Genomic DNA, 23,291 nt, shown 5'->3' on the forward strand with positions numbered 1-23,291 from the left:
GGACACACCCTGTCCTCTACCGCTGCCAATCTGGCCCGACGACACACACACGGGTGTCGGCACACATGTGTCACCGAGACACAGAGGCAAGGAGCAGGTCATGTCCGTCACGACCACCACTCACCTGAACTTCCGGGGCACCGCACGCGCGGCGCTGGACTTCTACCAGTCCGTCTTCGGCGGACGCACGGTCACGGTCACCTACAAGGACGCGGGCGCCGTTCGCGACGAGAGCGAGGCGGACTGGGTGATGTGGGGCGAGGTGGCCGGCGACAACGGGTTCCACGTCATGGCCTACGACGTGCCGTCCCAACTGCCGTGGAACCAGGGCGAGAACGCGTTCTTCGTCTCCGTGCGCGGCGACGGGACCGAGGAGATCAACGCCCTGTGGGACAGGCTCGCCGAGGGCTCGACGATCGTGAGCCCCCTGGCGCCCGCCCAGTGGGCCCCGCTGTACGGCATGCTCACCGACCGCTTCGGCGTCACCTGGGTGCTGGACGTCGCCGCTCCGTACAACGGCTGAGCCGGCCCAGCTGCGCCGCCCACCGGGAGCCCCGGCTCCGTCCCGCGATCAGATGTCGCGCAGGAGCCGGGTGAGCCAGTCCGTACGGGTCCGGCGGGCCGTGGCCGAGATGTCCGCCTGCGGATACAGGGCGTCGAAGCCGTGGAACCCGCCTGCCCAGACGTGGAGTTCGGCCTGGCCGCCGGCCGCCCAGATGCGGGTGGCGTAGTCGGTGTCCTCGTCGCGGAAGACCTCGGCGGAGCCCGCGTCGATGTAGGTGGCCGGCAGACCCGAGAGGTCCTCGGCGCGGGACGGCGAGACGTACGCGGGCACCTCGTCGTCGGTGAGGTCGCCGAGGACGGCTCGCCAGCCGAACTCGTTCATCTCGCCGGTCCAGACGCCGGGCACGCCGGAGTACTGGCGGCTGGAGGTGCTGGTGTTGCGGTGGTCGAGCATCGGGCAGATCAGCAGCTGCGCGGCGATCGCCGGGGCGCCGAGGTCGCGGGCCAGCAGGGTGAGGCCGGCAGCGAGTCCGCCGCCCGCGCTGGCGCCCGCGACGATGATCCGGGCGGGGTCGATGCCCAGTTCCTCGGAGTGTTCGGCGGTCCAGAGCAGCCCTTGGTAGCAGTCGTCGACGAGGGTGGTGCCGGTGACCTCCGGTGCGAGCCGGTACTCCACGGTGACCACGACCGCGCCGAGTGCGTCGAGCCATTCCAGCGGGATGTCGAGCTGCGAGAAGCGGTCGCCCATGACCATCCCGCCCCCGTGGATCCAGTAGACACAGGGGGCGGCCGTGGTGCGGTCGATGGTCGCGGGGCTGAAGACCGACAGGCGGAGCTGGGCACCGTCCTTGACCGGCAAGGTGACCTCGCGCCGGTCGATCTGCCGGTCGGCCAGGAGCAAGTCGATTGATGCCGTGGGGAGTTGTCGCACCTGCGCGAGGATCTCCGGGGTGAGCCGGGACATGAGGGGCATGTCGGCCAGCAGCACGCGCAGTTCGGGGTCCAGGGCGGGACGTACCGGGGTCATGGCGTGGGCCTTTCGTGGTGTGGTGCGGGGTGGATGAAGGGTGCGGGCGGGCGCGTCCGGCCAAGCAGGCAATCGGCGGATCGGCCGATCATGCAAGAGTTCAGAAGGCCGCCTTGCCGAGGACCGGGACGTAGTCGGTGTACTCGGACTCCTTGGCCAGCAGCCCGCCGATCCGCGCCACGATGGCCTGCGCGGCCTCGCCGGCGAAGATCCGGTGGTGGTCCTCCTCGCTGGTCCAGCCCTCGGTGACGTGGACGACGTCGGGGTCGGAGGCGGAACGGGAGACGAGGTAGACGACGCAGTGTTCGCTCGCCCCGGGGCTGCCCTCGTCCAGGCCGGCCAGCAGCAGGTCGACCAGCTGGGTGCCCATCCCGGGCTTGGCGGTCAGAGTGGCGTTGAAGCCGTAGTCGGCAAGCATGGTTTCTTCCCTCGCAGTGGTGGGGCGGTGGACTGAACTGATTCCATTCAAAGCGCCTGACCTGCGTAAACGTTAGAGCGATGCTCGCGGGTACTTGCACGATCCTCGCAATGTCGAGAGCGGGGCGGCGGCGAGGTGCTGCAATGGAGGCATGTCCCTGGAAGAGTTCCGCACCCTGCTGGACCGGCATGCCCGGCCCGACTGGACCACCGCGATCGACGGTGTCCTGATCTCGAAGGTCGACCGGCCGGATCCGCCCGCGCCCTCCATGTCCGGCACGGTCGTCGCCGTCATCGCCCAGGGCGCCAAACGCCTCGCGCTGGGCGAGCGGGTCTACGAGTACGGCCCCGGGCAGTACCTGGTGGCCTCCGTCGACCTGCCCGTCACCGGGCAGTTCACCCAGGCCGACCCCGAGCGGCCGGCCCTCGGCTTCGGCCTCACCCTGGAGCCGTCCGCCGTGGCCGAACTCCTGCTGCAGGCCGGTTCAGGCGACCTTCCCCGCGGCGGTGGAGCCACGCCGTCGGGGATCGCCGTCAGTGACGCCCCGGCCGCTCTGCTCGACGCGGTGGTCCGGCTGCTGCGCCTGCTCGACGAGCCGCGCGACCGGGCCGTACTGGCACCCCTGGCCAAGCGCGAGATCCTGTGGCGGCTGATCACCGGCGAGCAGGGCGCGACGGTTCGGCAGCTCGGTCTGGCCGACAGCGGGCTCAGCCATGTCTCCCGGGCCGTGCGCTGGATCCGCGAGCACTACGCGCAGCCCTTCCGGGTCGAGGACGTGGCCCGGCTGTCCGGCATGAGCGTCTCCGCGTTCTACCGCAACTTCCAGGCGGTGACCGCGATGAGCCCCATCCAGTTCCAGAAGCAGATCCGCCTCCAGGAGGCTCGGCTGTTGCTGGCCACCCACCCCGGGGATGTGACGGGGGTCGGGCAGCGCGTCGGCTACGACAACCCGTCGCAGTTCAGCCGTGAGTACCGGCGCCAGTTCGGCGAACCCCCGAGCCGGGACGCGGCCCGCCTGCGGAACATCGCGCGATCCCCGGTGAGCGTCCTGCCCTGACCCGGACAGGAGAGCCGTAGCGCAGGGGTGGAACGTCATCGCCACGACGCGCACGCCGCGTGCGGGGCTCCGCAGCACCACGCTTGGGGTCACGTCGATCACCCCGCAGGCCAGGACGGCCGAGACGGGTGCCTGTCTGACGACCGGCTTCGCCGCCCGTGCGACGAACGGCGCCTCGGTGGACGAGCCGGCCCCGGCGCGGTCCGGCTCGCGCAGGCGAAGTGATCGACCAGCGCCGTACTCATGCCGAGAGCCGGCCCCGCGCGGATGCCTGGGGCCGGCTCGGGCGTGCGATGAGCTGCGGGGCCGTCCTGCCTACCGGGCGATGCGCCGGTGTCAGCCCTCGTCGGGCGTCAGCCGCAGCGAAATGCTGTTGATGCAGTACCGCTGGTCCGTGGGCGTCGCATAGCCCTCGCCCTCGAAGACGTGCCCGAGGTGCGAACCGCACCGGGCACACCGCACCTCGGTGCGGACCATCCCGTGCGAGCGGTCCTGGATCAGTTCGACCGCGTCGGTGTCCTTCGGGTCGTAGAAGGACGGCCAGCCGCAGTGCGACTCGAACTTCTCGGTGGAGGTGAAGAGTTCGGCGCCGCAGGCGCGGCAGGCGTAGACGCCCTTGGTCTTGGTGTCGGTGTACTCACCGACGAAGGCCGGTTCCGTGCCGGCCTGCCGCAGCACCGCGTACTCGGCCGGGTTCAGCTCCGCGCGCCATTCCTCGTCCGGCTTTTCGACGTCGTACGACATGAAACTCAGCCCCTTACTTCGCGAGACGGTCCAGGATCCGCGGGCCGAGGTCAGTGACATCGCCCGCTCCCATGGTGAGAACCAGATCACCGGGCTTCGCCATTCCCGCGACGGCTTCGGGCACGTCCGCCTTGTCGTGGACCGGGGTGACGTCGGCGCCCGCGGCGCGCGCGGCCTCGATGATCAGGTCGCTGGTGACGCCGGGGATCGGGTCCTCGCGGGCAGGGTAGATGTCCAGGACCAGCGAGGCGTCGGCGAGGGCGAGGGACTGGCCCATCTCCTTGCCGAGCTCCTGGGTGCGGGAGAAGAGGTGGGGCTGGAAGACGACCAGCAGCCGGGAGGTGGAGGCCGCCGCGCGCATCGCTTCCAGGTCGGCCGTCATCTCCGTGGGGTGGTGGGCGTAGGAGTCGATCACCTGGACGCCGGCCGCCTCGCCCTTGAGCTGGAGGCGGCGCTTGACGCCGGTGTACGCGGCCAGCGCGGGCGCCAGCTCCGCGGCCGGGATGCCGAGCGCGACGCCCGCGGCGAGGGCCGCGACCGCGTTGCTCGCGTAGTGGCGGCCGGGGACCGAGACGGTGAAGGTGAGGTTCTCGCCGCCCAGGAGGACGGTCACCTCACTCTTCAGGCCCTGCGCGACGACGGACAGGATGCGGATGTCGGCGTCCTCCGCCTCTCCGTACGTCACGGTCTTCAGTGCGTCCGACGCGACCCGTCGGGTCAGCTCGCGGGCGCCCTCGTGGTCCGCCGAGATCACCAGGGTGCCGCCCTCGGTGATCCGGTCGGCGAACGTCTGGAAGGACTCGTAGATCTCTTCCATGGACGCGTAGTTGGCGTGGTGGTCGAGCTCCACGTTGAGGACGATCGCGACCTCGGGGGCGTACTTGTGGAAGCTGCGGTCCGATTCGTCGGCCTCGGCGACGAAGATCTCGCCGTCGCCGTGCAGCGCGTTCGACCCCGGGGCGTCCAGGTCGCCGCCGATCGCGTACGACGGGTTCAGGCCCAGCTCGGACAGCGACACCGCGAGCATGGAGGTCGTGGTGGTCTTGCCGTGCGTGCCGGCCACGGCGATCGGGCGGAGGCCGTCCATCAGGCGGGCCAGCGCGTCCGAGCGGTGGACGACCGGGATGCCGAGCTCGGCCGCGCGGGCCAGCTCGGGGTTGTCCTCGCGGATCGCCGACGACACGACAACGCAGGTGGCGTCGTCGGCGAGGTGCTCCGCCGCGTGTCCGATGTGGACCGTGGCCCCCAGGGCGCGCAGGGCGTCGGCGGTCGCGGAGTCCTTGGCGTCACTGCCGGCGACCTTCGCCCCGCGCTGGGCGAGGATCTTGGCGATCCCCGACATCCCGGCCCCGCCGATGCCGATGAAGTGCGGTCGGTCCATGGCGGTGGGAAGGCCGGGTGCCATGCGTGTCTCCCTGTGCGTGCTGGTTTTGTACGGGTACGGCGGACGTTCAGCGGCAAGCCTATGCGGTGCCACTGACAATCACGGACACCCGTCGGCCGCCCCGCCCGCCGCTACTCCTTGCTGTGCGAGAACAACTTCAGGACCGGTACGCCGACCTTGTGACGTGCGCGGGACGCCCAGTCCCGGTGGAAGAACTCCTCCACGTAGTGCGGGTCGGTCAGCACGATGACCTCGTCCGCGCCGATCTCCTCCACGAGGCTCTTCAGCGCGTCCAGCGGGTGGTTCTCGATGAGCCGGCCCTCGGCCGCGCTGCCTGCGGCGTGCAGGGCGTCCAGGGACACCTGGAGGGCCTGCGCGCCGAGCGCCGCCGCGTCCTTGCCCTCGGGGGTCTCCCGTTCGTGCGCCGCCTCGTCGAGTTCGCCGAGGGCGACGTCGTCGATGGCCCGCAGCAGGCGGTCCGCCTGGTCGCCGCGGGGCTGGAGCAATACGTGGAACGAGACGGTCTCGTCACCGTGCAAGGTGGTGACGAACTCCACGTCGGCGGACGTAAGGGCCTTCTCGATCATCAGTACGCTTGTGAACACCAGGCGCCCTTTCTCCTTCGAGGACCCTCGGGCCCTCTCTCCTCCGTAGGCCTGCCAGGCCCTGCGGAAACCATCCTGCCCCGTGATCGCACGGGTACTGCCGGATTTAGTGTGCCCGTCGAAAGCTAAACGGAACGGATGATTCCGCCCCGTTTTCACGACCGACGGTAACGACCGAACAGGAACCCGGCCTCTTCCAGCAGAGACACCAGTTCGAAGCGATGGGGAACCTTAACCGACGGCCCGCCCGCGATCCGCTGCGCCTCCCCCGAGACGAGCATCGGCGAGAGGGTCAGACACAGTTCGTCGAGTACCCCGGCGGCCACGAACTGCCCCAGCAGGCGCGGCCCGCCCTCGGTCAGCAGCCGGGTGTGCCCCAGCGCGGCGAGCGCCTCCACGACCCGCGCGGGGTCGACGCCGACGCCGTCACCGGCGACGACCACCCGGGCGCCCGACTTCTCGGCGGCCGCGATCCGGTCCGGCGCCGCCTGGGCGCCCGTGAGGACCAGCGTCGGCACCAGGGGCGAGACGAAAAGCGGAAGCGAGAAGTCCAGGTCGAGGCTCGCGGTGACGACCGCGATCACGGGGGCCGGTCCCTGCCCGGCACGCGTGCGTGCCTCCGCGAACTCGGCACGCGCGCGTGCGGGTCGATAACCCTCCTGGCGTACCGTTTCCGCACCCACGATCACGACGTCCGCCAGCGCGCGCAGGGTGCCGAAGATCCGCATGTCGGCGTCCCCGGAGATGGGCTGCGAGCGGCCCTCGTGGTGGCCGGCCCCGTCGAGCGTGGAGACCATGTTGGCGCGCAGCCAGGGAGCGTCGCCGACCGGGTAGGCGTACGCCTCCGCGAGGTCCGCGAGCCCCCATTCGCGGTCCGTCCCACCCGTATCAGGGGCCCCGTCCGAGGCCTGGGCTGCTGTTTCGTCGGTCACAGGGATCAGGCGTCGCATGTCGTGCAGTGTGGCACGGCCCTTAGAGTGGTGAACCGTGTCGTCCTCCTCAGCCGCCGCCGGGACCAGCCCGATAGCAGACGCGGCCCCGCTGTCCCTGTGCGCCCGTGAGCCGTTCGTCCCCGCGGACCGGCTGGTCGCCGAGATGGTGCCGCCGCCGCGCTTCGACTCGGTGCGCTTCGCCACGTACATCCCGGACCCGAACCAGCCAAGCCAGACCGAGGCGGTCGGAGTCCTGGAGGCCTTCGCCGCCGGACTCGGCGGGGCGCACGCGGCCGGCACCGCCAAGCGCGGCTTCCTGGGCCTCGGCAAGGGCAGGGCGAAGACTCCGGCGGGCCCTCGCGGCGTCTACCTGGACGGCGGTTACGGCGTCGGCAAGACGCACCTCCTGGCCTCCCTGTGGCACGCGACCCCGGCCGAGCCCGCGCTCAAGGCCTTCGGCACCTTCGTCGAGCTGACGAACCTGGTCGGCGCCCTCGGTTTCCAGCAGACGGTCCGGACGCTCTCGGGCCACCGTCTGCTGTGCATAGACGAGTTCGAGCTGGACGACCCGGGCGACACCGTCCTCGTCTCGACCCTGCTCGGCAAGCTCGTCGACGCCGGTGTGGCGCTCGCCGCCACCTCGAACACGCTGCCGGGCAAGCTCGGCGAGGGCCGCTTCGCGTCCGTCGACTTCCTGCGCGAGATCCAGGGCCTGTCCGCGCACTTCCGCTCGCTGCGCATCGACGGCGAGGACTACCGCCACCGCGGCCTCCCGGAAGCCCCGGCGCCGTTCTCCGACGAGCAGGTGACGAAGGCCGCGTACGCCACCCCCGGCGCCTCCCTCGACGACTTCCCGCACCTGCTGGCCCACCTCGCCAAGGTCCACCCCAGCCGCTACGGCGCCCTCACCGACGACCTCAAGGCGGTCTGCCTCACCGACGTCCAGCCGATACCCGACCAGTCGACGGCGCTGCGCCTGGTCGTCCTCGCGGACCGGCTCTACGACCGTGAGGTGCCCGTCCTGGCCTCGGGGTTGCCCTTCGACCGGCTGTTCAGCGAGGAGATGCTGAACGGCGGCTACCGCAAGAAGTACTTCCGTGCGATCTCCCGCCTCACCGCGCTGGCCCGGGACGCCAAGGGCCTCGTCGAAACCGCCTAGTTCGCGCCAGCCCAGGCACGCTTTTCACGCTCTCTTTCATCGGAAACGCTGCGTTAACCCTGCAAACAACTTCGCTGGGCTACCGTGTTTCTTGACCAGCCGTTGACCAACCGTTGGTCTGTACAAGAGATGCGAACTGCGTGAAGGGGGGCGGATGTTCCGAGGTAAGACGGCACGGACCGTGATCACGCTGATCACCGCCGTCCTGCTCGCCCTCCAGTTCTTCGCACCCACGGCATCCTTCGCACCCGCGCACACCGCGCGTCATGCAGAGGCCAAAGCACAGCCGGTGCTCAAGCTCGGCGGCAAGGCCCTGCGCACCGAGACCATCACCTTCCGCGACTGCGGCGCCTCCGGGACCCCCACCGTCCCGCTGCGCCTGCGCGACCGTTACCGCGCCGCCGACTGCGGGCCGGAGGCGCCCGAGCGCCCCCTGCTCACACAGGACCCGGCGGCCGTCAGCACCCCGGTGGCGCCGGGCGCGGCGCACCACCGCACATCGAGATCCTCGACAGCGCACTCTCCGGCGGCACTTCAAGTCTTCCGCTGCTGAGAGACCGGCAGGCAGTCACTTCCCCCACGCACACTGTCATGCAAGCCCGACGCGCCCAGAGGGCGCGCCAGGAGGAGTCCTCACGTCATGCAGCCCCTCATCGACAACGCCCGTACGTTCGGACAACGCCCTGAGGAGTTCGCCAAACTCGCCGAAGGCCAGTCCCCGCAGGTCCTGTTCATCACCTGCTCCGACTCCAGGGTCGTCCCGGCCCTGATCACGGGCGCCCGCCCCGGCCAGCTCTTCGAACTGCGCACCGCGGGCAACATCGTCCCGCCGTACGCCTCAGGCAACCCCACCAGCGAGGCGGCCACCATCGAGTACGCCGTGGAGGTGCTCGCCGTCCAGGACGTCGTCGTCTGCGGCCACTCCCACTGCGGTGCCGTCGGCGCCCTGGTGCGCGGCGACGACCTCGCCGCCGTACCGGCCGTACGCGACTGGCTCGCGCACGCCGCCGACGAACCCGCGCCCAGCGACACCGCCGACCCGACGGTCGCCGGAGCCGTGCAGAACCACGTACTCGCCCAGTTGCTGCGACTGCGCTCCTACCCTTGTGTGGAGCGGCGGTTGGCGGACGGACGGCTGCGGGTGCACGGCTGGTACTACGAGGTCCACACCGGTGCCGTGCTCGAACACAGCACGGACACCGACCAGTTCGAGGCCCTGTGAGTCGCGCCATGGACAACGACCTGACCCCGAAGAAGACCACGTTCCCTTATCTGCGGCAGGACTTCGCCGCCTCTCTCGTCGTGTTCCTGGTCGCGCTCCCGCTCTGCGTGGGCGTGGCCGTCGCCTCCGGTGTACCGGCCGAACTCGGCCTGGTCACCGGCATCGTGGGCGGGATCGTCACCGGACTCATGCGGGGCAGCAGCCTCCAGGTGTCCGGGCCCGCCGCCGGTCTGACCGTGCTGGTCTTCGAGGCGGTGCGGGAGTACGGCCTGCCCGCCCTCGGAGTCATCGTGCTCATCACCGGCCTGCTTCAAGTCCTCATGGGCGTCCTGAAGTTGGGGCGCTACTTCCGGGCCATCTCGGTCTCGGTCGTCGAGGGCATGCTGGCCGGCATCGGACTGGTGCTGATCGCCGGGCAGTTGTACTCGGTGGCCGGGGCGAAGGCCCCCGCCTCGGGGGTGGACAAGATAGTCGGGCTTCCCGGCGCGCTCATCGACGCCGTCGGGAACACGGAGGCACTGGCCTCGCTCGCGCTCGGCGCCGCCACCATCGCCGTCCTGGTGCTGTGGAAGCGGCTGCCGGCCAAGGTCCGTACGGTGCCGGGTCCGTTGGCCGCCGTAGGACTGGCGACGCTCGCCGCGCTCGTGTTCGGGCTGCCGGTGGCGACGGTCGAAGTGCAGGGGCTGCTGGGGTCGTTGCAGCCGCCGCCGCTCGGCGCGTTCGGTGGCCTCGCGCAGGTCGGGATGCTGGGCACCATCGTCGCGTTCACGCTGATCGCGTCCGCCGAGTCGCTGTTCAGCGCGGCGGCCGTCGACCGGCTGCACTCCGGTCAACGCACCCAGTACGACAAGGAGTTGGTGGCCCAGGGCGCGGGCAACGCGCTGTGCGGCATCCTCGGCGCGCTGCCGATGACCGCGGTGATCGTGCGCAGCGCGGCCAATGTGCAGGCGGGCGCGCGGACGAAGGCGTCCCGGGTGATGCACGGCGTATGGCTGCTGCTGTTCGCGGCGCTGCTGCCGGACGTCCTCGCGTACATCCCGATCCCGGCCCTGGCGGGCATCCTCGTGCACGCCGGTGCCAAGCTCATCCCCGTCCGGGAGATCGTGTCGCTGTGGCGCGAGCACCGGGGCGAGGCGCTGATCCTGGTCGTCACGGCGTTGTCGATCGTCGCGGTCAGCATGTTCGAGGGCGTCCTCATCGGTCTCGCGCTGGCCGTCGCGAAGACGGCGTGGGAGGCCTCGCACATCAAGCTGGAGGTCGTCGACAAGGGCGCGGGCCCGGTCCAGGCCTATCTGTCGGGCAACGCGACCTTCCTGCGGCTGCCGAAGATCCTCGACAGTCTGGAGGCGCTCCCCCAGGACCGCCCGGTCGAACTGCACCTCTCGGGCCTGCACCACCTCGACCACGCCTGCCGTACGGCCCTGGAGAACTGGGCCGAGCGGCACAGCGCGGCCGGCACCGAGCCGGTGAAGCTGACGGCGGCGAAGATCCCGGCGCCGAAGGTCCCGGCGACGAAGCAGCTGAGTTAGCGGTGCCGTGCCTGCTCCGGGGTGATGGTGGCCCCGGAGCAGGCACCGGTGCGTGCGGGGTCCTGAAGCAGGCACCGGCGTGATCGTGGCCTCCGAACAGGCGCCGGGCATACTCTTGCAGGAGTAGACAAAACGGCCTCTCTGTGAGGGGGTCAGGATGCTCCAGGAACTGCTGGTGGCGGGCGCCGCGGTCGGTTCCGCCTGCGTGGTGTACGTCGCCGCGGCGGCGCGGGTGGTCAAGCAGTACGAGCGCGGGGTCGTCTTCCGCCTCGGGCGGGTGGCCGGTGACGTCCGGGCACCCGGCTTCACCATGGTCGTCCCGTTCGTGGACCGGCTCCGCAAGGTCAACATGCAGATCGTGACGATGCCGGTGCCCGCGCAGGAGGGCATCACCCGGGACAACGTGACGGTGCGCGTCGACGCGGTCGTCTACTTCAGGGTCGTGAACGCGGCCGACGCGATCGTCACGGTCGAGGACTACCGCTTCGCCGTCTCGCAGATGGCCCAGACGTCCCTGCGGTCGATCATCGGCAAGAGCGACCTCGACGACCTGCTCTCCAGCCGTGAAAAGCTCAACCAGGGGCTGGAGTTGATGATCGACAGCCCGGCGGTCGGCTGGGGCGTCCAGATCGACCGGGTCGAGATCAAGGACGTGTCGCTCCCCGAGACGATGAAGCGGTCGATGGCCCGGCAGGCCGAGGCCGACCGTGAGCGGCGGGCCCGGATCATCAACGCGGACGCCGAGTTGCAGGCCTCGAAGAAACTCGCCGAGGCCGCCGAGCAGATGTCCGAGCAGCCCGCCGCGCTCCAACTCCGGCTGCTGCAGACGGTGGTGGCGGTCGCTGCCGAGAAGAACTCCACGCTGGTCCTCCCGTTCCCGGTCGAGCTGCTGCGGTTCCTGGAACGGGCCGCGCCTCCTCCCCCGCCGCCCGTGGAGAAGTGACACCCGGCGCCGACCGCCATGGACTGGCGCGTCCCGCGCCCACCGCGCAGGATCGAGGGACCCGACCGGAAGGGACGGCCCATGGGCAAGAAGGACTCGAAGAGCGAGGACCAGAAGAAGAGCAAGGGCAAGGCCAAGGAGAAGGACGAGGGCCGGAAGAAGTCGGGGAAGGCTCATACCTCCGAGGACGAGGTGGGCACCCTGGCCCACGAGCTGCGTGTCCCCGCCGGCCGCCCGGTCGACCTCTCCTCGTACGACCCGAGGGCCACCCCCGGCGGCCCCGCCGACAAGGCCGCCGGCCTCAAGGACACCGCCCGGATGGGCGAACACCTCGCCGACCTGCAAGAACGCCTCTGGGCCGCGAGCACGGCCGGTGACAACCGCCGCCTCCTCCTGGTCCTCCAGGGCATGGACACCAGCGGCAAGGGCGGCACGGTCAAGCACGTCATCGGCCTGTTCAACCCCTCCGGCTGCCGCATCAGCGCCTTCAAGGCGCCCACCCCCGAGGAACGCCGGCACGACTTCCTCTGGCGCATCAAACGCGCCCTCCCCCACCCCGGCGAGATCGGCATCTTCGACCGCTCCCACTACGAGGACGTCCTCATCGCCCGCGTCCGCGAACTCGCCCCGCACCGCGAGATCAACGACCGCTACGGCCGGATCAACCGCTTCGAGAAGTCCCTCGCCGACGACGGCGTGACCGTCGTCAAGTGCTTCCTCCACATCTCCTACGACCAGCAGCGCCAACGCCTGCTGGAACGCCTCGACAACCCGGACAAGCACTGGAAGTTCAACCCGGGCGACATCGAGGAGCGAGCCCTGTGGCCCGCCTACCAGCAGGCCTACGAGACCGCCCTCACCCGCTGCTCCACCCGGGACGCCCCCTGGTACCTGATCCCGTCCGACCGCAAGTGGTACCGCAACTGGGCCATCAGCCGCCTCCTCCTGGAACACCTGACAGCCCTTGACCCGCAGTACCCGAAGGCGGACTTCGACGTGGAGGAGAACCGGGAACGGCTGCTGAGCTCGGGCTGACCGCCCACCCGTGTCGGTGACCCAATAATCCCTTTTATCATTCTATCTTCCTACGGTGACCATTCGAGTACGCCAAGTCGCCGCCGCCTGTGCGCTCGGCGCCGCGCTCACCGCCTGCGGGGCCCCCTCGGCGCCCCACGCCGGCCGTCCGGCGCCCAGTGCGCCCTCCGCCGCCGTCTCGCGGCCGCCCACGCTCGCGCCCGGTCCCGCCGGGCTGACCCCCGTGTTCAAGAACGGTCCGCGGGTCGGCGGCAAGACCGTCGCGCTGACCTTCGACGCCGACATGACCGCCGACGAGGGGCCGCGCGCGGCGAAGGGCGAGCACTTCGACAATCCGCAGCTGATCTCCACACTGCGCACGCTGAAGGTGCCGGCGACCGTGTTCATGACGGGCCGCTGGGCCGACGAGTACCCGGCGGAGGCCCGCGCCATCGGCCGCGACCCGCAGTTCGAGATCGCCAACCACTCCTACAGCCACTACGCCTTCACCGGTGACTGCTACGGCCTGCCGACCGTGGCCCCGGACCGGATGAAGGCCGATGTCGAGCGCGCGTACACCGCCTTCAAGAAGGCCGGCGTGCCGAACGCGATGCCGTACTTCCGCTTCCCCGGCGGGTGTTACGACCGCCAGGCGCTGAAGACGCTGAGCGCGGTCGGTGTCACGGCGGTGCAGTGGGACGTGGTGAGCGGCGACGCGTTCGCGACGGACTCGGACGCCGTGGCCCAGCAGGTGCTGGACGGTGTGAAGCCCGGCTCCGTCGTCGTCATGCACTGCACGCGCAGCGCCGCGCCGGCGACCGAGCGCGCGGTCCGCATGGTCGTGCCCGAGCTGCGGAAGAAGGGGTACCGGTTCGTGAAGGTCTCCGAGCTGATCGGGGCGACCGGTCGGCACCGCTGAAGCCGGCTGAACGCCGTGCGCTCCTTTTACGCTGGTGTCATGAGCGACGAAGAGACGGCGCCGGTGTACGCGGAGTGTGTGCTGTGCCGGGAGCCGACCGAGTACCTGGAGTCGTACAAGGGGATCACGCTGTGCCCCGTCTGTGAGTGGCAGGAGGCACAGCGGACCGCCTGCTCGGGGTGAGCGGCGGGACGTCTTCTCGCGAGGGCGCCGTGGGGGTGTGGGTGGTTTTGCGGGTGCGGGTCCGTTGTGGCTGGTCGCAGTTCCCCGCGCCCCTGGGGTGGGGCCCCTTGGCGGTGCTTTCAGGAGCCGGTTCTCTGGCTGGCAGACTGTGGGGGTGATCAGTGACTCCACCGTTTCCGGCGACGGCGCCGACCCCTTTCGCAATGAGCCCACCGTGCGGGACGAGGCTCCGCAGTTCGTGCTGCCTCTGGTCGTGCGGATCGAGCGGGACGCGCCGCCGGTCCGTACGGACGCGCTGGAGACGGCTGCCCGTGCCGTGCTGACGATCCTCAGCGACGAGCGGGCCCTCGGGGACGGGGAGTGGGCGCAGGCCATGCGGGACTGGCAGGACGCGCGGATCCGGAAGGTGGTCCGGCGGGCGCGCGGGGCCGAGTGGCGGCGGGCCGAGGCACTGCCGGGCATCACCGTGACCGGGAAGTCGGCGGAGGTACGGGTCTTCCCGCCCGTCCCCCTCGACGGCTGGCCCAAGGACCTCGCCCGGCTCCAGGTCTCCGGCACCGACCTCGACGACCCCGAACCCCCGGCCGACGCGGACCCGACGGCCCCGGTGCTCTGGCTCAACCCCGAACTCGACATGTCCGCCGGCAAGACGATGGCCCAGACCGGCCACGGCGCCCAACTCGCCTGGTGGGAACTGTCCGACGACGACCGCACCGCCTGGCGCCGAGCGGGCTTCCCCCTCTCCGTCCGCACCGCCACCCCCGCCCACTGGGCCGAACTCATCAGCACCGAACGGCCGTTGGTCCGCGACGCGGGCTTCACGGAGATTGCCCCGGGACTCACGGTCGCGGTCGAGGGGTACGAACGCGTCGGTGATCTGGCTGATGAGGACGCACCGTCGGTCGACTGAGGTCGTCCACGTCCCCCTCTCGCACCCGCAGCTCACTCCCCCAACAGCCTCATCCTCCGCCGATGCCACACCACCGGACTCCGCTCGTCGTCGGACCTCATCGCCAGCACCCGCAGCACGATGATGTCGTGGTCGCCGGCCGGATAGCTGTGCTCGACGGTGCACTCCAGCCACACCGGCGCGCCGTCGAGGAAGATCGCGCCGGACTCCGCCTCCACCGTGCGCAGGTCGGCGAAGCGGGCCGCCTTGCTGCGGGAGCCGAGTTGGCGGGCCTTGTCGCTGTGGCCCTCGCCCAGGACGGAGATGCCGATGGCCTGCGCTCGGGAGAGCAACGGCCAGGTCGTGGAGGTGTGTTGGGCCGCGAAGGAGACCATGGGCGGGTTGTGCGAGACGCCGACGGCGAACGACGAGACGATCATCACGGTCGGTTCGCCGTGGACACGGGCGGAGAGCGCCGCGACCCCCGACGGGAACCCGGAGAACGCGCTGGTCATCTCCCCGGGATCCGAGATGATGCCGTCCAGATCCTCCAGGCCTTCCATGGCCGTCATCGAGCAACCCCCTTCCGCATCAGGCCTGTTGGGAATTCCGCAGGCTTCATCAGGCGACCCCTGTGGGCAGTTGTGACGGGGCGGGAATCCCGGGACGTCCGCTCCTCGGCGGCTCGGTCCGCAGGAGTGCGCACGCGAGGAGACACAGCACTCCCACCGCCGCGAGCCCGCCGAGCGTGACCGCGTAGCCGTGCCCCGCCAGCAGCACCGCGCACACCGCGCTGCCCAGCACGGCCCCGAGTTGCTTCATGGCGTTGAAGGTTCCGGACGCCGCGCCGACCTCGTCCGGGGCCACGGAGGTCACCGCCGCGATCGAGAGCGGCGACCAGACAAAGGAGTTGGCGACCCCGTACACCGCGAACGTGGCCGTCAGCGCGGCGATCGGCGCGTCCGTCGCGACGAGCGCCGCCGATGTCCCGATCGAGAGGACCAGCGCGCCGGAGCCGATGACGGCGACCGCACGGGACCCGATTCCGTTGTTGAGCCGGGCCGACACCGGCGCCCCCAACAGGCAGACCACGCCCATCGGTACGAGGGTGAGGGCGGCGGCGCCCGCGTCGAGCCCGCGCTCCCGCTGGAGGTACAGCATCAGCGGGATCATCGCCGACCCGGAGCAGAAGGCCGCCGCGGCACCGGCCCAGGCCGCGACGACGAACCCCCGGCTGCGCAACAACTCGACCGGCACGAGGGCCCGTCGACCGTCCCGGCGCTGGAACCACACCACACCGGCGACGACCACCACACCCACGACGACGAGCAACCACCGTGGCACGCCCCGCACTTCACCGCTCGCCGCGCCCGTCCCCTGGATGCCGATCACCAGCGCGCCGACCCCGCTCGCGTTCGCGCAGATCGCCCAAACAGGGATGCGCGCCTCCTGTCGCGGCAGGACTGGTACGAAGACACCCACGGCCACCAACGCGCCCACACCGACCGGCACGTTGACCCAGAACACCGCGGGCCAGCCCCCGGCCGCGACAAGGAAACCGCCCAGCAGCGGCCCGACGGCCACCGCCGCTCCGCCCACCGCGCCCCACACACCGAGCGCGACGGCGAGGCGCGGGGGCCGGAACAGCGCCTTGATGAGGGTGAGGCACTGCGGGGTCATCAGCGCGGCGCCGATGCCCTGTGCCACCCGCCAGGCGACAAGTGCCGTGATGGAGGCGGCGGTTGCGCACAGCAGCGAGCCAAGGGTGAAGGCCGCGAGGCCGATCAGGTGGACGCGCCGGTGGCCGTAGCGGTCGCCCAGGCGTCCCGCGACGACCAACGGCACCGCGTACGCGATGAGATAGCCGCTGTTGACCCACATCGCGACGGTCTCACCGGCGTGCAGTCCGGTGATCAGGGACGGCAGTGCGACCGAGGTGATCGTGCTGTCCAGCAGGAGCATGAAGAACCCTGTGCAGAGGCTGCCGAGGGCGAGCCAGTCGCGCCGCGCGCCCGTGCCTCCGTCCCCACCCGCGCTCACCGTCGGCATCTCAGACTGCCAGGTTCTCGCGGAGAGTTGGCCCCGGGTAGGCCGGTGCGAGCGCGCCGCGTCGGCGCAGTTCGGGCAGCAGCAGTTCACTGAGCGCGGCGAAGCCGGAGGGCATGGCGAGCGGGCTGGAGAACATGAAGCCGCCGCGTGCTCCGGTGTCGGCGAAGTTCTCCTCCAACGCGTCGGCCACGGCGGTGGGGTCGCCGACGATGCTGTGGTCCAACCCCGTTGCCCTCCCCCGCCCGTGCGCGAAGAACTCGCCGCGGCTCATGGTGTGCTCCGCGCCGAACTCCGCGACGAGCGAGCCGACGATCCCGGCGGGACTCGCGTTGGCCGCCGCCAACTCGTCGCGCAGCTCGCCCAGTTGGAAGGAGGCGGGCAACGTGGAGAAGTCGTAGCCGGCGTTGTGCGAGAGGTAGGTGGCGACGGCCTCCTCGTTCCAGAACTCGTGGACCGCCTCGCAGCGCGCCGACGCCTCGGCCTTCGTGCGGCCGACGATCACCTGGGTGGCCCAGAGGATGCCCACGTGTTCGGGGTCGCGCCCCTCGGCGAGGAGGGCCTCGTCGAGCAGTTTGCGGTGGCGCTGCTGTCCCGCGAGGCTGCCGCCGAAGCCGAAGACCAGGTCGGCGAAGCGGGCCGAAGCGGCGATGCCCCGGGGCGAGTTGCCCGCCTGGACGATCAGCGGGTGGTACTGCGGGCCGGGTACGGACGCGAGCGGGCCCTTGACGGTGAAGAAGCGCCCCTCGTGGTCGATGGGGTGCACCTTCGCGGGGTCGGCGAACCGGCCCGTGCTCCGGTCGCGGACGATGGCGTCCGGTGCGACGGAGTCCCACAACGCCCGGCAGACGGCGACGAATTCCTCCATCCGGTCGTAGCGCAGGTCGTGGTCCATCAGCTCCGCGAACCCGTAGTTGGCCGCGTCCGCGCCGCGTGTGGAGGCGACCACGTTGAAGGCGATCCGGCCGCCGGTCACGTGGTCGAGCGAGTTCAACAGCCGGGCCACGTAGAAGGGGTGCATGAACGTCGAGGAGTACGTCAGCCCGAAGCCGACCCGCTCCGTGACGGTGGACATCGCGGCGATCACCGGTGCCATGTCGTGGCGCGGCCACTGGATGCCCCACTCCACGGCCGGGGCGATGCTGCCGCGCCAGGTGCTGGGGATGCCGCTGCCGTCGCCGAAGAACAGCAGACCCACGCCTGCACGTTCGGCGGTCTGCGCCAGCTCCATGAACATGCGGACGTCCGGGAAGTCCCGCCCGACCCAGGAGCCCTGCCGCGCCCAGGCGCCTTCGGTGTGGGTGAAGGAGAGGTCGTAGCCGATGTGCATTCCGGTCATCGCGCGGCCTTCTTCCACAGCTCGACCACTTCGTCGGCGTCGCTCAACACGGCGACGTTCAGGCTCAGTTGGAAGAGGGCGGCGGCGTTCACGTGGTGGTCGTAGGCGGTCGTCGTGTCCTGCGGTACGACGACGGGCCAGTCGAGCTGGACGGCGTCCTGGGCGGTGGCGTACACGCAGCACTCGCTCGTCAGGCCGACGACGGTGAGCCAGTCGCAGCCGGTCGCGCGCAGCCGGGTGTCGAGATCGGTGCCGAGGAAGCCGCTGTAGCCGCGCTTGACGATCCTCAACTCATCGTCGGCGGGCTCCATTTGGTACCACTCGGCGCCGGGTGTGCCGATGCGGCACGGCTCGTCCGGGCTCATGGGTGCGTCGTAGTCGCCCTCGCGCAGCCAGTTGCTCGACCGCCAGGGCCGTGCCGGGTCACTGCCCAACTCGACCCAGACCACCGGTACTTCGGCGGCGCGTGCGGCGTCGACGAGGTCGGCGATGCGGGTGACGGTCCGGTCGAGGGTGGCCAGCGCCGCGTCCGTCAGGCCGTACACCCCGAGCAGGTCCGGGTCCGCGAAGTCACGCTGGACGTCGACCACGACGAGTGCGGGCCTGCTGAACGGCCGCGTCAGGTGGGCGAGTTGTCTGTCCCGCAGGTCGGACATCAGGCGGTCACCTCGTCGCGGGCGCGCAGCGCGGGCAGCACGGTCTCTCCGAACAGCACCATGTCCTCGTCGTACTCCGGGAAGATCAGCATGAGTCCGTCGAGGTCGGCCTCGCGCACGATGTACTCGATGTGCTCGGTGACGGTACGGGCCGAACCGGCGACGTACGGCGTCTGGAAGGCCGCCTCCCCGTCGGCTCCGGCGGCCCACGCACGGGCCTGGTCCTCGGGCACGCCCCAGGTGTGCCGCATATGGGCGAGCGCCTCGCGGTCGACGCCCGCGCCCCACTCCCTGACCTTCTTGACGGCAAGTTCGTCGGTGTCGTCCTGGACGACGGTGAGCATCGAATACGTCTTGCAGACACGGCCGTTGGCCTTCGCCCGGGCGTGCACGTCGGCGGAGAGCGACCGCATGTCGTCGAGACTGTCGGCGGCGAGGAAGGCGCCGTCGGCGTAGCGGGCCTGGAAGCGGCGCGCGTCCTCGGAGCGGCCCGCGCTGATGATGGTCGGCCGGGTCGCGGGATGCGGCCGGGACTCGCAGTCGACGAGGTCGAAGTACGGGGTGCGCAGGGTGACCGAGTCCTCGGTCCACAGCCGGGTGACCGCCTCCGTCCACAGCTCGGTCATGCGGTAGCGGTCCTCGTGGCTCAACTCCGGGTCCCAGTCGCCGAACTGCTCGAACTCCCCCGCGTACGAGCCGTTCACGATGTTCATCCCGGCCCGGCCGCCGGAGATGTCCTGGAGCGTGGTGAGCATCTTCGCGGCGACGGCCGGGTTGTGGATGTTGGCGTGCAGGGTCGCCCAGATCCTGACCCGGCTGGTCGCCTCGGCGAGCGCCGCCATCATCGTCATCGACTCCAGCGAGCGGCCCCAGTGGTCCGTACTCCCGCCGAAACCACGCCACTTGGCCATCGACATCACGAAGTCGAGACCGATGTCCTCCGCGTGCAGCGCGGCACGCCTGTTGTACGCGTAGGTCGCCTCGGGGTGGGGTGCGGTGGTGGACAGCATCCAGCCGCCGCTCCCGATGGGAAGGAAGATTCCATACTCTTTCGCGGGCACGTCACGGGCCTTTCCACGGCTCTTTCAGGGGCTTTTCCACGGCTCCACGGTGGCTACGGCGCGGGCCAGACGAGCTTGCCGCCGCTGTAGACGTCCTTGACGAAGGAGGTGTCGAACCACCCCTGGGCCTTCGCGGCGGTCACGCTGCCCGGCACGATCTTGAACTGGTGCAGCATGGCGACGAGTTGGGCGACGTTGTCGGGGTCGACCCCGCCCAGCGGCTGTCCGGGCGTCGGGTTCTCCTTGACGACCTGTGTCTCGGTCTTCCAGATCGTCGCGTTGAGCTTCTTGTCGTAGGTCGGGCCCGACAACTTGGCCGCGTAGCCGACGCATTCACTGATGTGCGCCTCGCTCGCGGAGCAGTAGGCGTAGGCGTGCAGCGCGGCCCGCAGGACGTCCTCCACGGCATGCGGATGGGCCTTGGCGAACGCCGGGTTGACCGCCATGGCGCCGATCGAGCTCGGGATCTTGTAGTCGACGGGCTTCCACACGGTGACGTCCTTGCCGGCCGCCTTCAGCTGGTTGGGCTCGTTCGAGACGAACCCGGTGAGCGCTTCGAGCCCGCCCTGCTTGCGCGGCAGCACGGAGGGGTCGTAGCCCTCCTTGACCAGCTTGAGCGAGTCCCAGTCGACCCCGGCCTTGACCATCATCGCCTCGACGGTGGCGGGCACATAGCCCTTGTGTCCGACGACCTTTCCGTCGAGCTGGGTCAGATCGGTGATGTCCTTGTTGGTCATCAGGATGTCGAGACCCGCATTCGAGTACGACGAGATCCCCTTGATGTCGATCCCGTTGGCCTGCGCCTGGATCAGGTCCTGCTGGGAGATCGCGGACACGGTCGCCTGCCCGCTGGCCAGCAGCTTGGTGTTCTGCGCGGTGTCCCCGGTACCGGGTTTGAGGTCGACGGTGAGGCAGAGGTCTTTGAAGTAGCCGAGCTTGGCGGCGGCGACGTATTCGAGGATCGAGACGGAGGACTGGAACTGGTACCCGGAGAGGTAGGTGATCTTTCCGGCCGCCTTGTTCTCCGCGCAGCGCTTGGCGGAGACGGCGGAACCGGCCGCGCCGGCGGAGGCGCTGTCGTCGGAGCCGGAGGACGAGCCGCATCCGGCGATGCCAAGGGTCAATACCGTGGCGAAGAGGGCTGATCTGGTGAGGCGAGGGTGGTAGCGCATGGGTGACTCCAAACTGGCTTTGACGCTGGGGAGTTGTGGGATGTGAGATGCGGGACCGTTGAATCCCGGTGCGGTGCGCGCCCCGAAAGGGGCGCGGGGAACTGCGCGACCAACCCCCACCGGGCCCGCGGAGCGACAACGGCCGGCCCGCGCGGCTATTGCGTGCTGTCGTGCCAGTGCAGAACGCGGCGCTCGACAAGGGTCACGGCGAGCAACAGCAGCACGCCCATGAGCGCGAGGACGAAGATCGACGCGTAGACGACCGGAAGCTGGTTCATCGACGAGGCCACACTGATCGCCGTGCCGAGACCGCTCGTCGACCCCGAGGCCGACATCTCCGCCACCACCGCACCGATGATCGACAGCGGGAAGACGATCCTCAGCGCGGCGAAGAGAAACGGCAGCGCGCTCGGGACGCGCACGTGCCACAGCAGCTCGACCCGGCTCGCGTCCATCGTCCGGTACACCTGCACCACCTGCTGCGGCACCGACCGCAGGCCCGTAGCCGTGTTGATGAGGATCGGGAAGAAACAGATCAGCCCGGTGATGATCAGCTTGGGCATCGGCCCGAACCCGAAGGCGACGACCAACGCAGGCGCGATCGCCACCAGCGGTGTCACGTTGAGGACGACCGCGATCGGCATCACCGCCCGCCGGACCAGGGGAAGTTCACTGGTCAGCACCGCGAGAACGAACGCGGCGACGAACCCCATCCCCAGCCCGGCCGTCGCCTCACCGAGCGTGACCAGGGCGTTGTGGACGTAGTAGCTGAAATTGCCGGAGAGTGAACTGCCGACGTCGGACAACGGCGGTAGCAGATAGGGAAGTCGACCGGCCCCCCAGTGCCAGAGCCCGGCCAGGAGCACCAGCGTCACGACGAGGGGCAGCCATACGGCCGGCCGGATCCACGCGATCCGGGACCTCGGGTGCTTCAGGCTGAAGCGGGACGGTTCGGCGGGCGGCGGTGTCTTGGCCGCCGGGGCGGTGGTGCGTTCGTCGGCTACGGTCATGTCCCTCACGCCCCCGTTCACGCGGCTTCGCTGTGCCAGGCGCGGCGCAGCCGCTCTCTCACCAGGTCCTCGTACTCGTGGAACCGCCGTTCCCCGAAGAGCCGTTCACCGCGCGGCCGGGGCAGGTCGACGTCGATGCTCTCGACGATCCGGCCGGGGTTCGGCGCCATCACGACGACGGTGTCGGAGAGCCGTACGGCTTCGGAGACGGAGTGGGTGACGAACAGGACCGTGGTCCTCAACTCCTCCCAGAGGTCGAGAAGTTGGTCCTGAAGGCTTTCGCGGGTGAACTCGTCGAGCGCCGAGAAGGGTTCGTCCATGACGAGCACGTCGGGCCGCAGGCCGAACGCCCGGACGATCGCGGCGCGTTGGCGCATGCCGCCGGAGAGCTGGGCCGGGAGCTTGTGCAGGGCGTCGCCGAGACCGGCCTTGGCGAGGAGTTCCTGCATGTCGGGTGCCGCCTGCTGCCGTTCGGCGAAGTCGGCGATGCGCTCACGGCGTTTGGCCGCACCCCGGTTGATCTTCTGCGGCAGCGTGACGTTCCGCAGGACGGAGAGCCAGGGCAGCAGCGCGGGGCTCTGCGGGACGAGGCCGATCATCTTGGCCGCGCAGGCCTCGGCCGGTGTCACGCCGTGCACCGACACCTCACCGAGGTCCGGCTGTTCGAGCCCGGCGACCAGGCGCAGCAGCGTCGACTTCCCGCAGCCGCTGGGGCCGATGAGACTGACGAAACGGCCCGACGGCACCGTCAGGTGGACGTCGTCGAGGGCCGTGGTCGCGGTCGACCCGAAGCCGTAGACCCGTCGTACCGACCGCAGTTCGAGTGCTGGCGTACCAGTCACCTTCACGCTCCCATCCATGTCGCGGGCACGAGTGCCCGATCCTGGAAGTCGGAGAGCGTGCGTAGCGAGTGCGACTGACTGCCACGCGGAAATCCGCTTAGGTGCCCCCGACCGTAGGAAGATTCTGTTTCGGCGGACGGCAGTTGTCTGTTACGCGCGTTTTACGGCTGGACGCGACGGGGCCCGCAAAGGGACGATCGCGCCATTGTCGAAGACGTGGATCTCGATCCCGAGGTCGGTCGCGGCGCGCGCCACCCAGCCGCCGAGGGCCTGCACGATCACGTCCGTGACCAGCAGGACCGCGCGTTCGGCGGTCGGTACGGAGTCCCGCAGCCAGAGCAGTTTGAACATGTCGGCCATGACCTTGTTGCGGTAGGCCGGTTTGTACGCGCCCTGGTTGCCGACGAGTTGGACGAGGACGCGGCAGGCGGCGTCGATCCCCTCGACCTCGACGCGGCTGCCGTCGGGCAGCATGAGCGGCTTCGGGCGCAGCGGTGTGCCGAGGCGGTCGCCGAGCGCGAGCAGCATGCGGCGCTCGACGGAGCCCTCGGCGAACCGGCTCCATTCATTGGATGCGTCCAGGACGGTCAGGTGCACCCGCCGCATCCTAGGAAGGGTCCGTTTCCCCCGTGTTGC

At 70.2% G+C, this 23,291-nt stretch carries 26 protein-coding genes; 11 read left to right on the top strand and 15 right to left on the bottom strand.

Going from position 1 to position 23,291, the window contains the following annotated elements; translation table 11 throughout:
• Window positions 1-100: 100 nt before the first annotated feature.
• On the top strand, window positions 101-523 hold the full coding sequence (locus OHT77_RS10980) for a VOC family protein (RefSeq protein WP_328828036.1): 423 nt from the start codon (window positions 101-103) through the stop codon (window positions 521-523).
• A 48-nt stretch (window positions 524-571) separates the two neighbouring features.
• Here OHT77_RS10980 and OHT77_RS10985 read toward each other — a convergent pair whose 3' ends face one another.
• Window positions 572-1,531 (bottom strand): alpha/beta hydrolase, encoded by a 960-nt coding sequence (locus OHT77_RS10985; RefSeq protein WP_328828037.1) that lies wholly within the window; start codon window positions 1,529-1,531, stop codon window positions 572-574.
• Between the two features lie 100 nt (window positions 1,532-1,631).
• Window positions 1,632-1,949, bottom strand: coding sequence for a putative quinol monooxygenase (locus OHT77_RS10990; RefSeq protein WP_328828038.1), 318 nt, complete (start codon window positions 1,947-1,949; stop codon window positions 1,632-1,634).
• Window positions 1,950-2,100: 151 nt separating this feature from the next.
• On the opposite strand from OHT77_RS10990, the gene OHT77_RS10995 reads away from it, so the two are divergent.
• Window positions 2,101-3,006 carry an AraC family transcriptional regulator gene (locus tag OHT77_RS10995; RefSeq protein ID WP_328828039.1) on the top strand — a complete coding sequence of 302 codons (906 nt, stop codon included), beginning with the start codon at window positions 2,101-2,103 and terminating at the stop codon, window positions 3,004-3,006.
• Between the two features lie 336 nt (window positions 3,007-3,342).
• Here OHT77_RS10995 and msrB read toward each other — a convergent pair whose 3' ends face one another.
• The 4 genes from msrB to OHT77_RS11015 all read right to left on the bottom strand — a co-directional run bounded on the left by msrB (window position 3,343) and on the right by OHT77_RS11015 (window position 6,689).
• Entirely contained in the window at window positions 3,343-3,750 is a 408-nt protein-coding gene (msrB, locus tag OHT77_RS11000) for a peptide-methionine (R)-S-oxide reductase MsrB (protein ID WP_266773578.1), read from the bottom strand.
• Window positions 3,751-3,763: 13 nt separating this feature from the next.
• Window positions 3,764-5,155, bottom strand: a complete 1,392-nt coding sequence (gene murC / locus OHT77_RS11005; RefSeq protein WP_328828041.1) for a UDP-N-acetylmuramate--L-alanine ligase — start codon at window positions 5,153-5,155, stop codon at window positions 3,764-3,766.
• Between the two features lie 110 nt (window positions 5,156-5,265).
• Window positions 5,266-5,739, bottom strand: coding sequence for an indole-3-glycerol phosphate synthase (locus OHT77_RS11010; protein ID WP_328828042.1), 474 nt, complete (start codon window positions 5,737-5,739; stop codon window positions 5,266-5,268).
• A 155-nt stretch (window positions 5,740-5,894) separates the two neighbouring features.
• Complete coding sequence (locus tag OHT77_RS11015) at window positions 5,895-6,689, bottom strand: pyrimidine reductase family protein (RefSeq protein ID WP_328828045.1); 795 nt, start codon at window positions 6,687-6,689, stop codon at window positions 5,895-5,897.
• A 37-nt stretch (window positions 6,690-6,726) separates the two neighbouring features.
• Between OHT77_RS11015 and zapE the strand changes: the two genes are divergently transcribed.
• The 9 genes from zapE (at window position 6,727) to OHT77_RS11060 (ending at window position 14,550) form a co-directional block, all read left to right on the top strand.
• The gene (gene zapE, locus OHT77_RS11020; RefSeq protein WP_328828046.1) at window positions 6,727-7,830 is read left to right on the top strand and encodes a cell division protein ZapE; all 1,104 of its coding nucleotides are present in this window, start codon (window positions 6,727-6,729) and stop codon (window positions 7,828-7,830) included.
• A gap of 154 nt (window positions 7,831-7,984) precedes the next feature.
• The gene (locus OHT77_RS11025) at window positions 7,985-8,383 is read left to right on the top strand and encodes a hypothetical protein (RefSeq protein ID WP_328828048.1); all 399 of its coding nucleotides are present in this window, start codon (window positions 7,985-7,987) and stop codon (window positions 8,381-8,383) included.
• A gap of 87 nt (window positions 8,384-8,470) precedes the next feature.
• Window positions 8,471-9,052: a carbonic anhydrase gene (locus OHT77_RS11030; protein WP_328828049.1), complete on the top strand. Its 582-nt coding sequence runs from the start codon at window positions 8,471-8,473 to the stop codon at window positions 9,050-9,052.
• An 8-nt stretch (window positions 9,053-9,060) separates the two neighbouring features.
• Window positions 9,061-10,581 carry a SulP family inorganic anion transporter gene (locus OHT77_RS11035; protein WP_328828051.1) on the top strand — a complete coding sequence of 507 codons (1,521 nt, stop codon included), beginning with the start codon at window positions 9,061-9,063 and terminating at the stop codon, window positions 10,579-10,581.
• Between the two features lie 157 nt (window positions 10,582-10,738).
• Window positions 10,739-11,524: a slipin family protein gene (locus OHT77_RS11040; RefSeq protein WP_328828052.1), complete on the top strand. Its 786-nt coding sequence runs from the start codon at window positions 10,739-10,741 to the stop codon at window positions 11,522-11,524.
• Between the two features lie 81 nt (window positions 11,525-11,605).
• Window positions 11,606-12,559: a PPK2 family polyphosphate kinase gene (locus OHT77_RS11045; protein ID WP_328828053.1), complete on the top strand. Its 954-nt coding sequence runs from the start codon at window positions 11,606-11,608 to the stop codon at window positions 12,557-12,559.
• Between the two features lie 55 nt (window positions 12,560-12,614).
• The gene (locus tag OHT77_RS11050) at window positions 12,615-13,457 is read left to right on the top strand and encodes a polysaccharide deacetylase family protein (RefSeq protein ID WP_328828054.1); all 843 of its coding nucleotides are present in this window, start codon (window positions 12,615-12,617) and stop codon (window positions 13,455-13,457) included.
• Between the two features lie 39 nt (window positions 13,458-13,496).
• Window positions 13,497-13,640, top strand: coding sequence for a hypothetical protein (locus OHT77_RS11055; protein WP_328828056.1), 144 nt, complete (start codon window positions 13,497-13,499; stop codon window positions 13,638-13,640).
• 154 nt (window positions 13,641-13,794) lie between these two features.
• Window positions 13,795-14,550 carry a peptidyl-tRNA hydrolase gene (locus OHT77_RS11060; RefSeq protein ID WP_328828057.1) on the top strand — a complete coding sequence of 252 codons (756 nt, stop codon included), beginning with the start codon at window positions 13,795-13,797 and terminating at the stop codon, window positions 14,548-14,550.
• Window positions 14,551-14,582: 32 nt separating this feature from the next.
• On the opposite strand, the gene OHT77_RS11065 is transcribed toward OHT77_RS11060, so the two are convergent.
• From OHT77_RS11065 to OHT77_RS11105, 9 genes are all read right to left on the bottom strand, one after another.
• Window positions 14,583-15,101: a flavin reductase family protein gene (locus OHT77_RS11065; protein ID WP_328828058.1), complete on the bottom strand. Its 519-nt coding sequence runs from the start codon at window positions 15,099-15,101 to the stop codon at window positions 14,583-14,585.
• Window positions 15,102-15,150: 49 nt separating this feature from the next.
• On the bottom strand, window positions 15,151-16,578 hold the full coding sequence (locus OHT77_RS11070; protein ID WP_328828061.1) for an MFS transporter: 1,428 nt from the start codon (window positions 16,576-16,578) through the stop codon (window positions 15,151-15,153).
• A 1-nt stretch (window position 16,579) separates the two neighbouring features.
• Window positions 16,580-17,914 carry an NtaA/DmoA family FMN-dependent monooxygenase gene (locus OHT77_RS11075; protein ID WP_328828063.1) on the bottom strand — a complete coding sequence of 445 codons (1,335 nt, stop codon included), beginning with the start codon at window positions 17,912-17,914 and terminating at the stop codon, window positions 16,580-16,582.
• Entirely contained in the window at window positions 17,911-18,570 is a 660-nt protein-coding gene (locus OHT77_RS11080) for a cysteine hydrolase family protein (RefSeq protein ID WP_328828065.1), read from the bottom strand. Before OHT77_RS11080 ends, OHT77_RS11075 begins: the two co-directional genes overlap by 4 nt.
• Window positions 18,570-19,631, bottom strand: a complete 1,062-nt coding sequence (locus tag OHT77_RS11085; RefSeq protein WP_328828066.1) for an LLM class flavin-dependent oxidoreductase — start codon at window positions 19,629-19,631, stop codon at window positions 18,570-18,572. The genes OHT77_RS11080 and OHT77_RS11085 overlap by 1 nt, the downstream gene beginning before the upstream one ends.
• 53 nt (window positions 19,632-19,684) lie before the next feature.
• Window positions 19,685-20,803, bottom strand: a complete 1,119-nt coding sequence (locus OHT77_RS11090; RefSeq protein ID WP_328828067.1) for an ABC transporter substrate-binding protein — start codon at window positions 20,801-20,803, stop codon at window positions 19,685-19,687.
• A gap of 155 nt (window positions 20,804-20,958) precedes the next feature.
• Window positions 20,959-21,813: an ABC transporter permease gene (locus OHT77_RS11095; RefSeq protein ID WP_328828068.1), complete on the bottom strand. Its 855-nt coding sequence runs from the start codon at window positions 21,811-21,813 to the stop codon at window positions 20,959-20,961.
• A gap of 17 nt (window positions 21,814-21,830) precedes the next feature.
• Window positions 21,831-22,655 (bottom strand): ABC transporter ATP-binding protein, encoded by an 825-nt coding sequence (locus OHT77_RS11100; RefSeq protein WP_328828069.1) that lies wholly within the window; start codon window positions 22,653-22,655, stop codon window positions 21,831-21,833.
• A gap of 150 nt (window positions 22,656-22,805) precedes the next feature.
• Window positions 22,806-23,261, bottom strand: a complete 456-nt coding sequence (locus OHT77_RS11105; protein WP_328828070.1) for a hypothetical protein — start codon at window positions 23,259-23,261, stop codon at window positions 22,806-22,808.
• Window positions 23,262-23,291 lie beyond the last annotated feature (30 nt).

This window comes from Streptomyces sp. NBC_00252 (assembly GCF_036187565.1).
Taxonomy (GTDB): Bacteria; Actinomycetota; Actinomycetes; order Streptomycetales; family Streptomycetaceae; genus Streptomyces.

Bases quoted from the DNA above. Each gene is read 5' to 3' on its own strand.
- OHT77_RS11070 (WP_328828061.1), bottom strand. From the start codon at position 16,578: ATGCCGACGGTGAGCGCGGGTGGGGACGGAGGCACGGGCGCGCGGCGC.
- OHT77_RS11015 (WP_328828045.1), bottom strand. From the start codon at position 6,689: ATGCGACGCCTGATCCCTGTGACCGACGAAACAGCAGCCCAGGCCTCG.
- OHT77_RS11040 (WP_328828052.1), top strand. From the start codon at position 10,739: ATGCTCCAGGAACTGCTGGTGGCGGGCGCCGCGGTCGGTTCCGCCTGC.
- OHT77_RS11045 (WP_328828053.1), top strand. From the start codon at position 11,606: ATGGGCAAGAAGGACTCGAAGAGCGAGGACCAGAAGAAGAGCAAGGGC.
- OHT77_RS11065 (WP_328828058.1), bottom strand. From the start codon at position 15,101: ATGACGGCCATGGAAGGCCTGGAGGATCTGGACGGCATCATCTCGGAT.
- OHT77_RS11095 (WP_328828068.1), bottom strand. From the start codon at position 21,813: ATGACCGTAGCCGACGAACGCACCACCGCCCCGGCGGCCAAGACACCG.
- OHT77_RS10980 (WP_328828036.1), top strand. From the start codon at position 101: ATGTCCGTCACGACCACCACTCACCTGAACTTCCGGGGCACCGCACGC.
- OHT77_RS10985 (WP_328828037.1), bottom strand. From the start codon at position 1,531: ATGACCCCGGTACGTCCCGCCCTGGACCCCGAACTGCGCGTGCTGCTG.
- OHT77_RS11055 (WP_328828056.1), top strand. From the start codon at position 13,497: ATGAGCGACGAAGAGACGGCGCCGGTGTACGCGGAGTGTGTGCTGTGC.
- OHT77_RS11030 (WP_328828049.1), top strand. From the start codon at position 8,471: ATGCAGCCCCTCATCGACAACGCCCGTACGTTCGGACAACGCCCTGAG.
- OHT77_RS10990 (WP_328828038.1), bottom strand. From the start codon at position 1,949: ATGCTTGCCGACTACGGCTTCAACGCCACTCTGACCGCCAAGCCCGGG.
- OHT77_RS11075 (WP_328828063.1), bottom strand. From the start codon at position 17,914: ATGACCGGAATGCACATCGGCTACGACCTCTCCTTCACCCACACCGAA.
- OHT77_RS10995 (WP_328828039.1), top strand. From the start codon at position 2,101: ATGTCCCTGGAAGAGTTCCGCACCCTGCTGGACCGGCATGCCCGGCCC.
- OHT77_RS11035 (WP_328828051.1), top strand. From the start codon at position 9,061: ATGGACAACGACCTGACCCCGAAGAAGACCACGTTCCCTTATCTGCGG.
- OHT77_RS11025 (WP_328828048.1), top strand. From the start codon at position 7,985: ATGTTCCGAGGTAAGACGGCACGGACCGTGATCACGCTGATCACCGCC.
- OHT77_RS11080 (WP_328828065.1), bottom strand. From the start codon at position 18,570: ATGTCCGACCTGCGGGACAGACAACTCGCCCACCTGACGCGGCCGTTC.
- OHT77_RS11105 (WP_328828070.1), bottom strand. From the start codon at position 23,261: ATGCGGCGGGTGCACCTGACCGTCCTGGACGCATCCAATGAATGGAGC.
- msrB (WP_266773578.1), bottom strand. From the start codon at position 3,750: ATGTCGTACGACGTCGAAAAGCCGGACGAGGAATGGCGCGCGGAGCTG.
- murC (WP_328828041.1), bottom strand. From the start codon at position 5,155: ATGGCACCCGGCCTTCCCACCGCCATGGACCGACCGCACTTCATCGGC.
- OHT77_RS11090 (WP_328828067.1), bottom strand. From the start codon at position 20,803: ATGCGCTACCACCCTCGCCTCACCAGATCAGCCCTCTTCGCCACGGTA.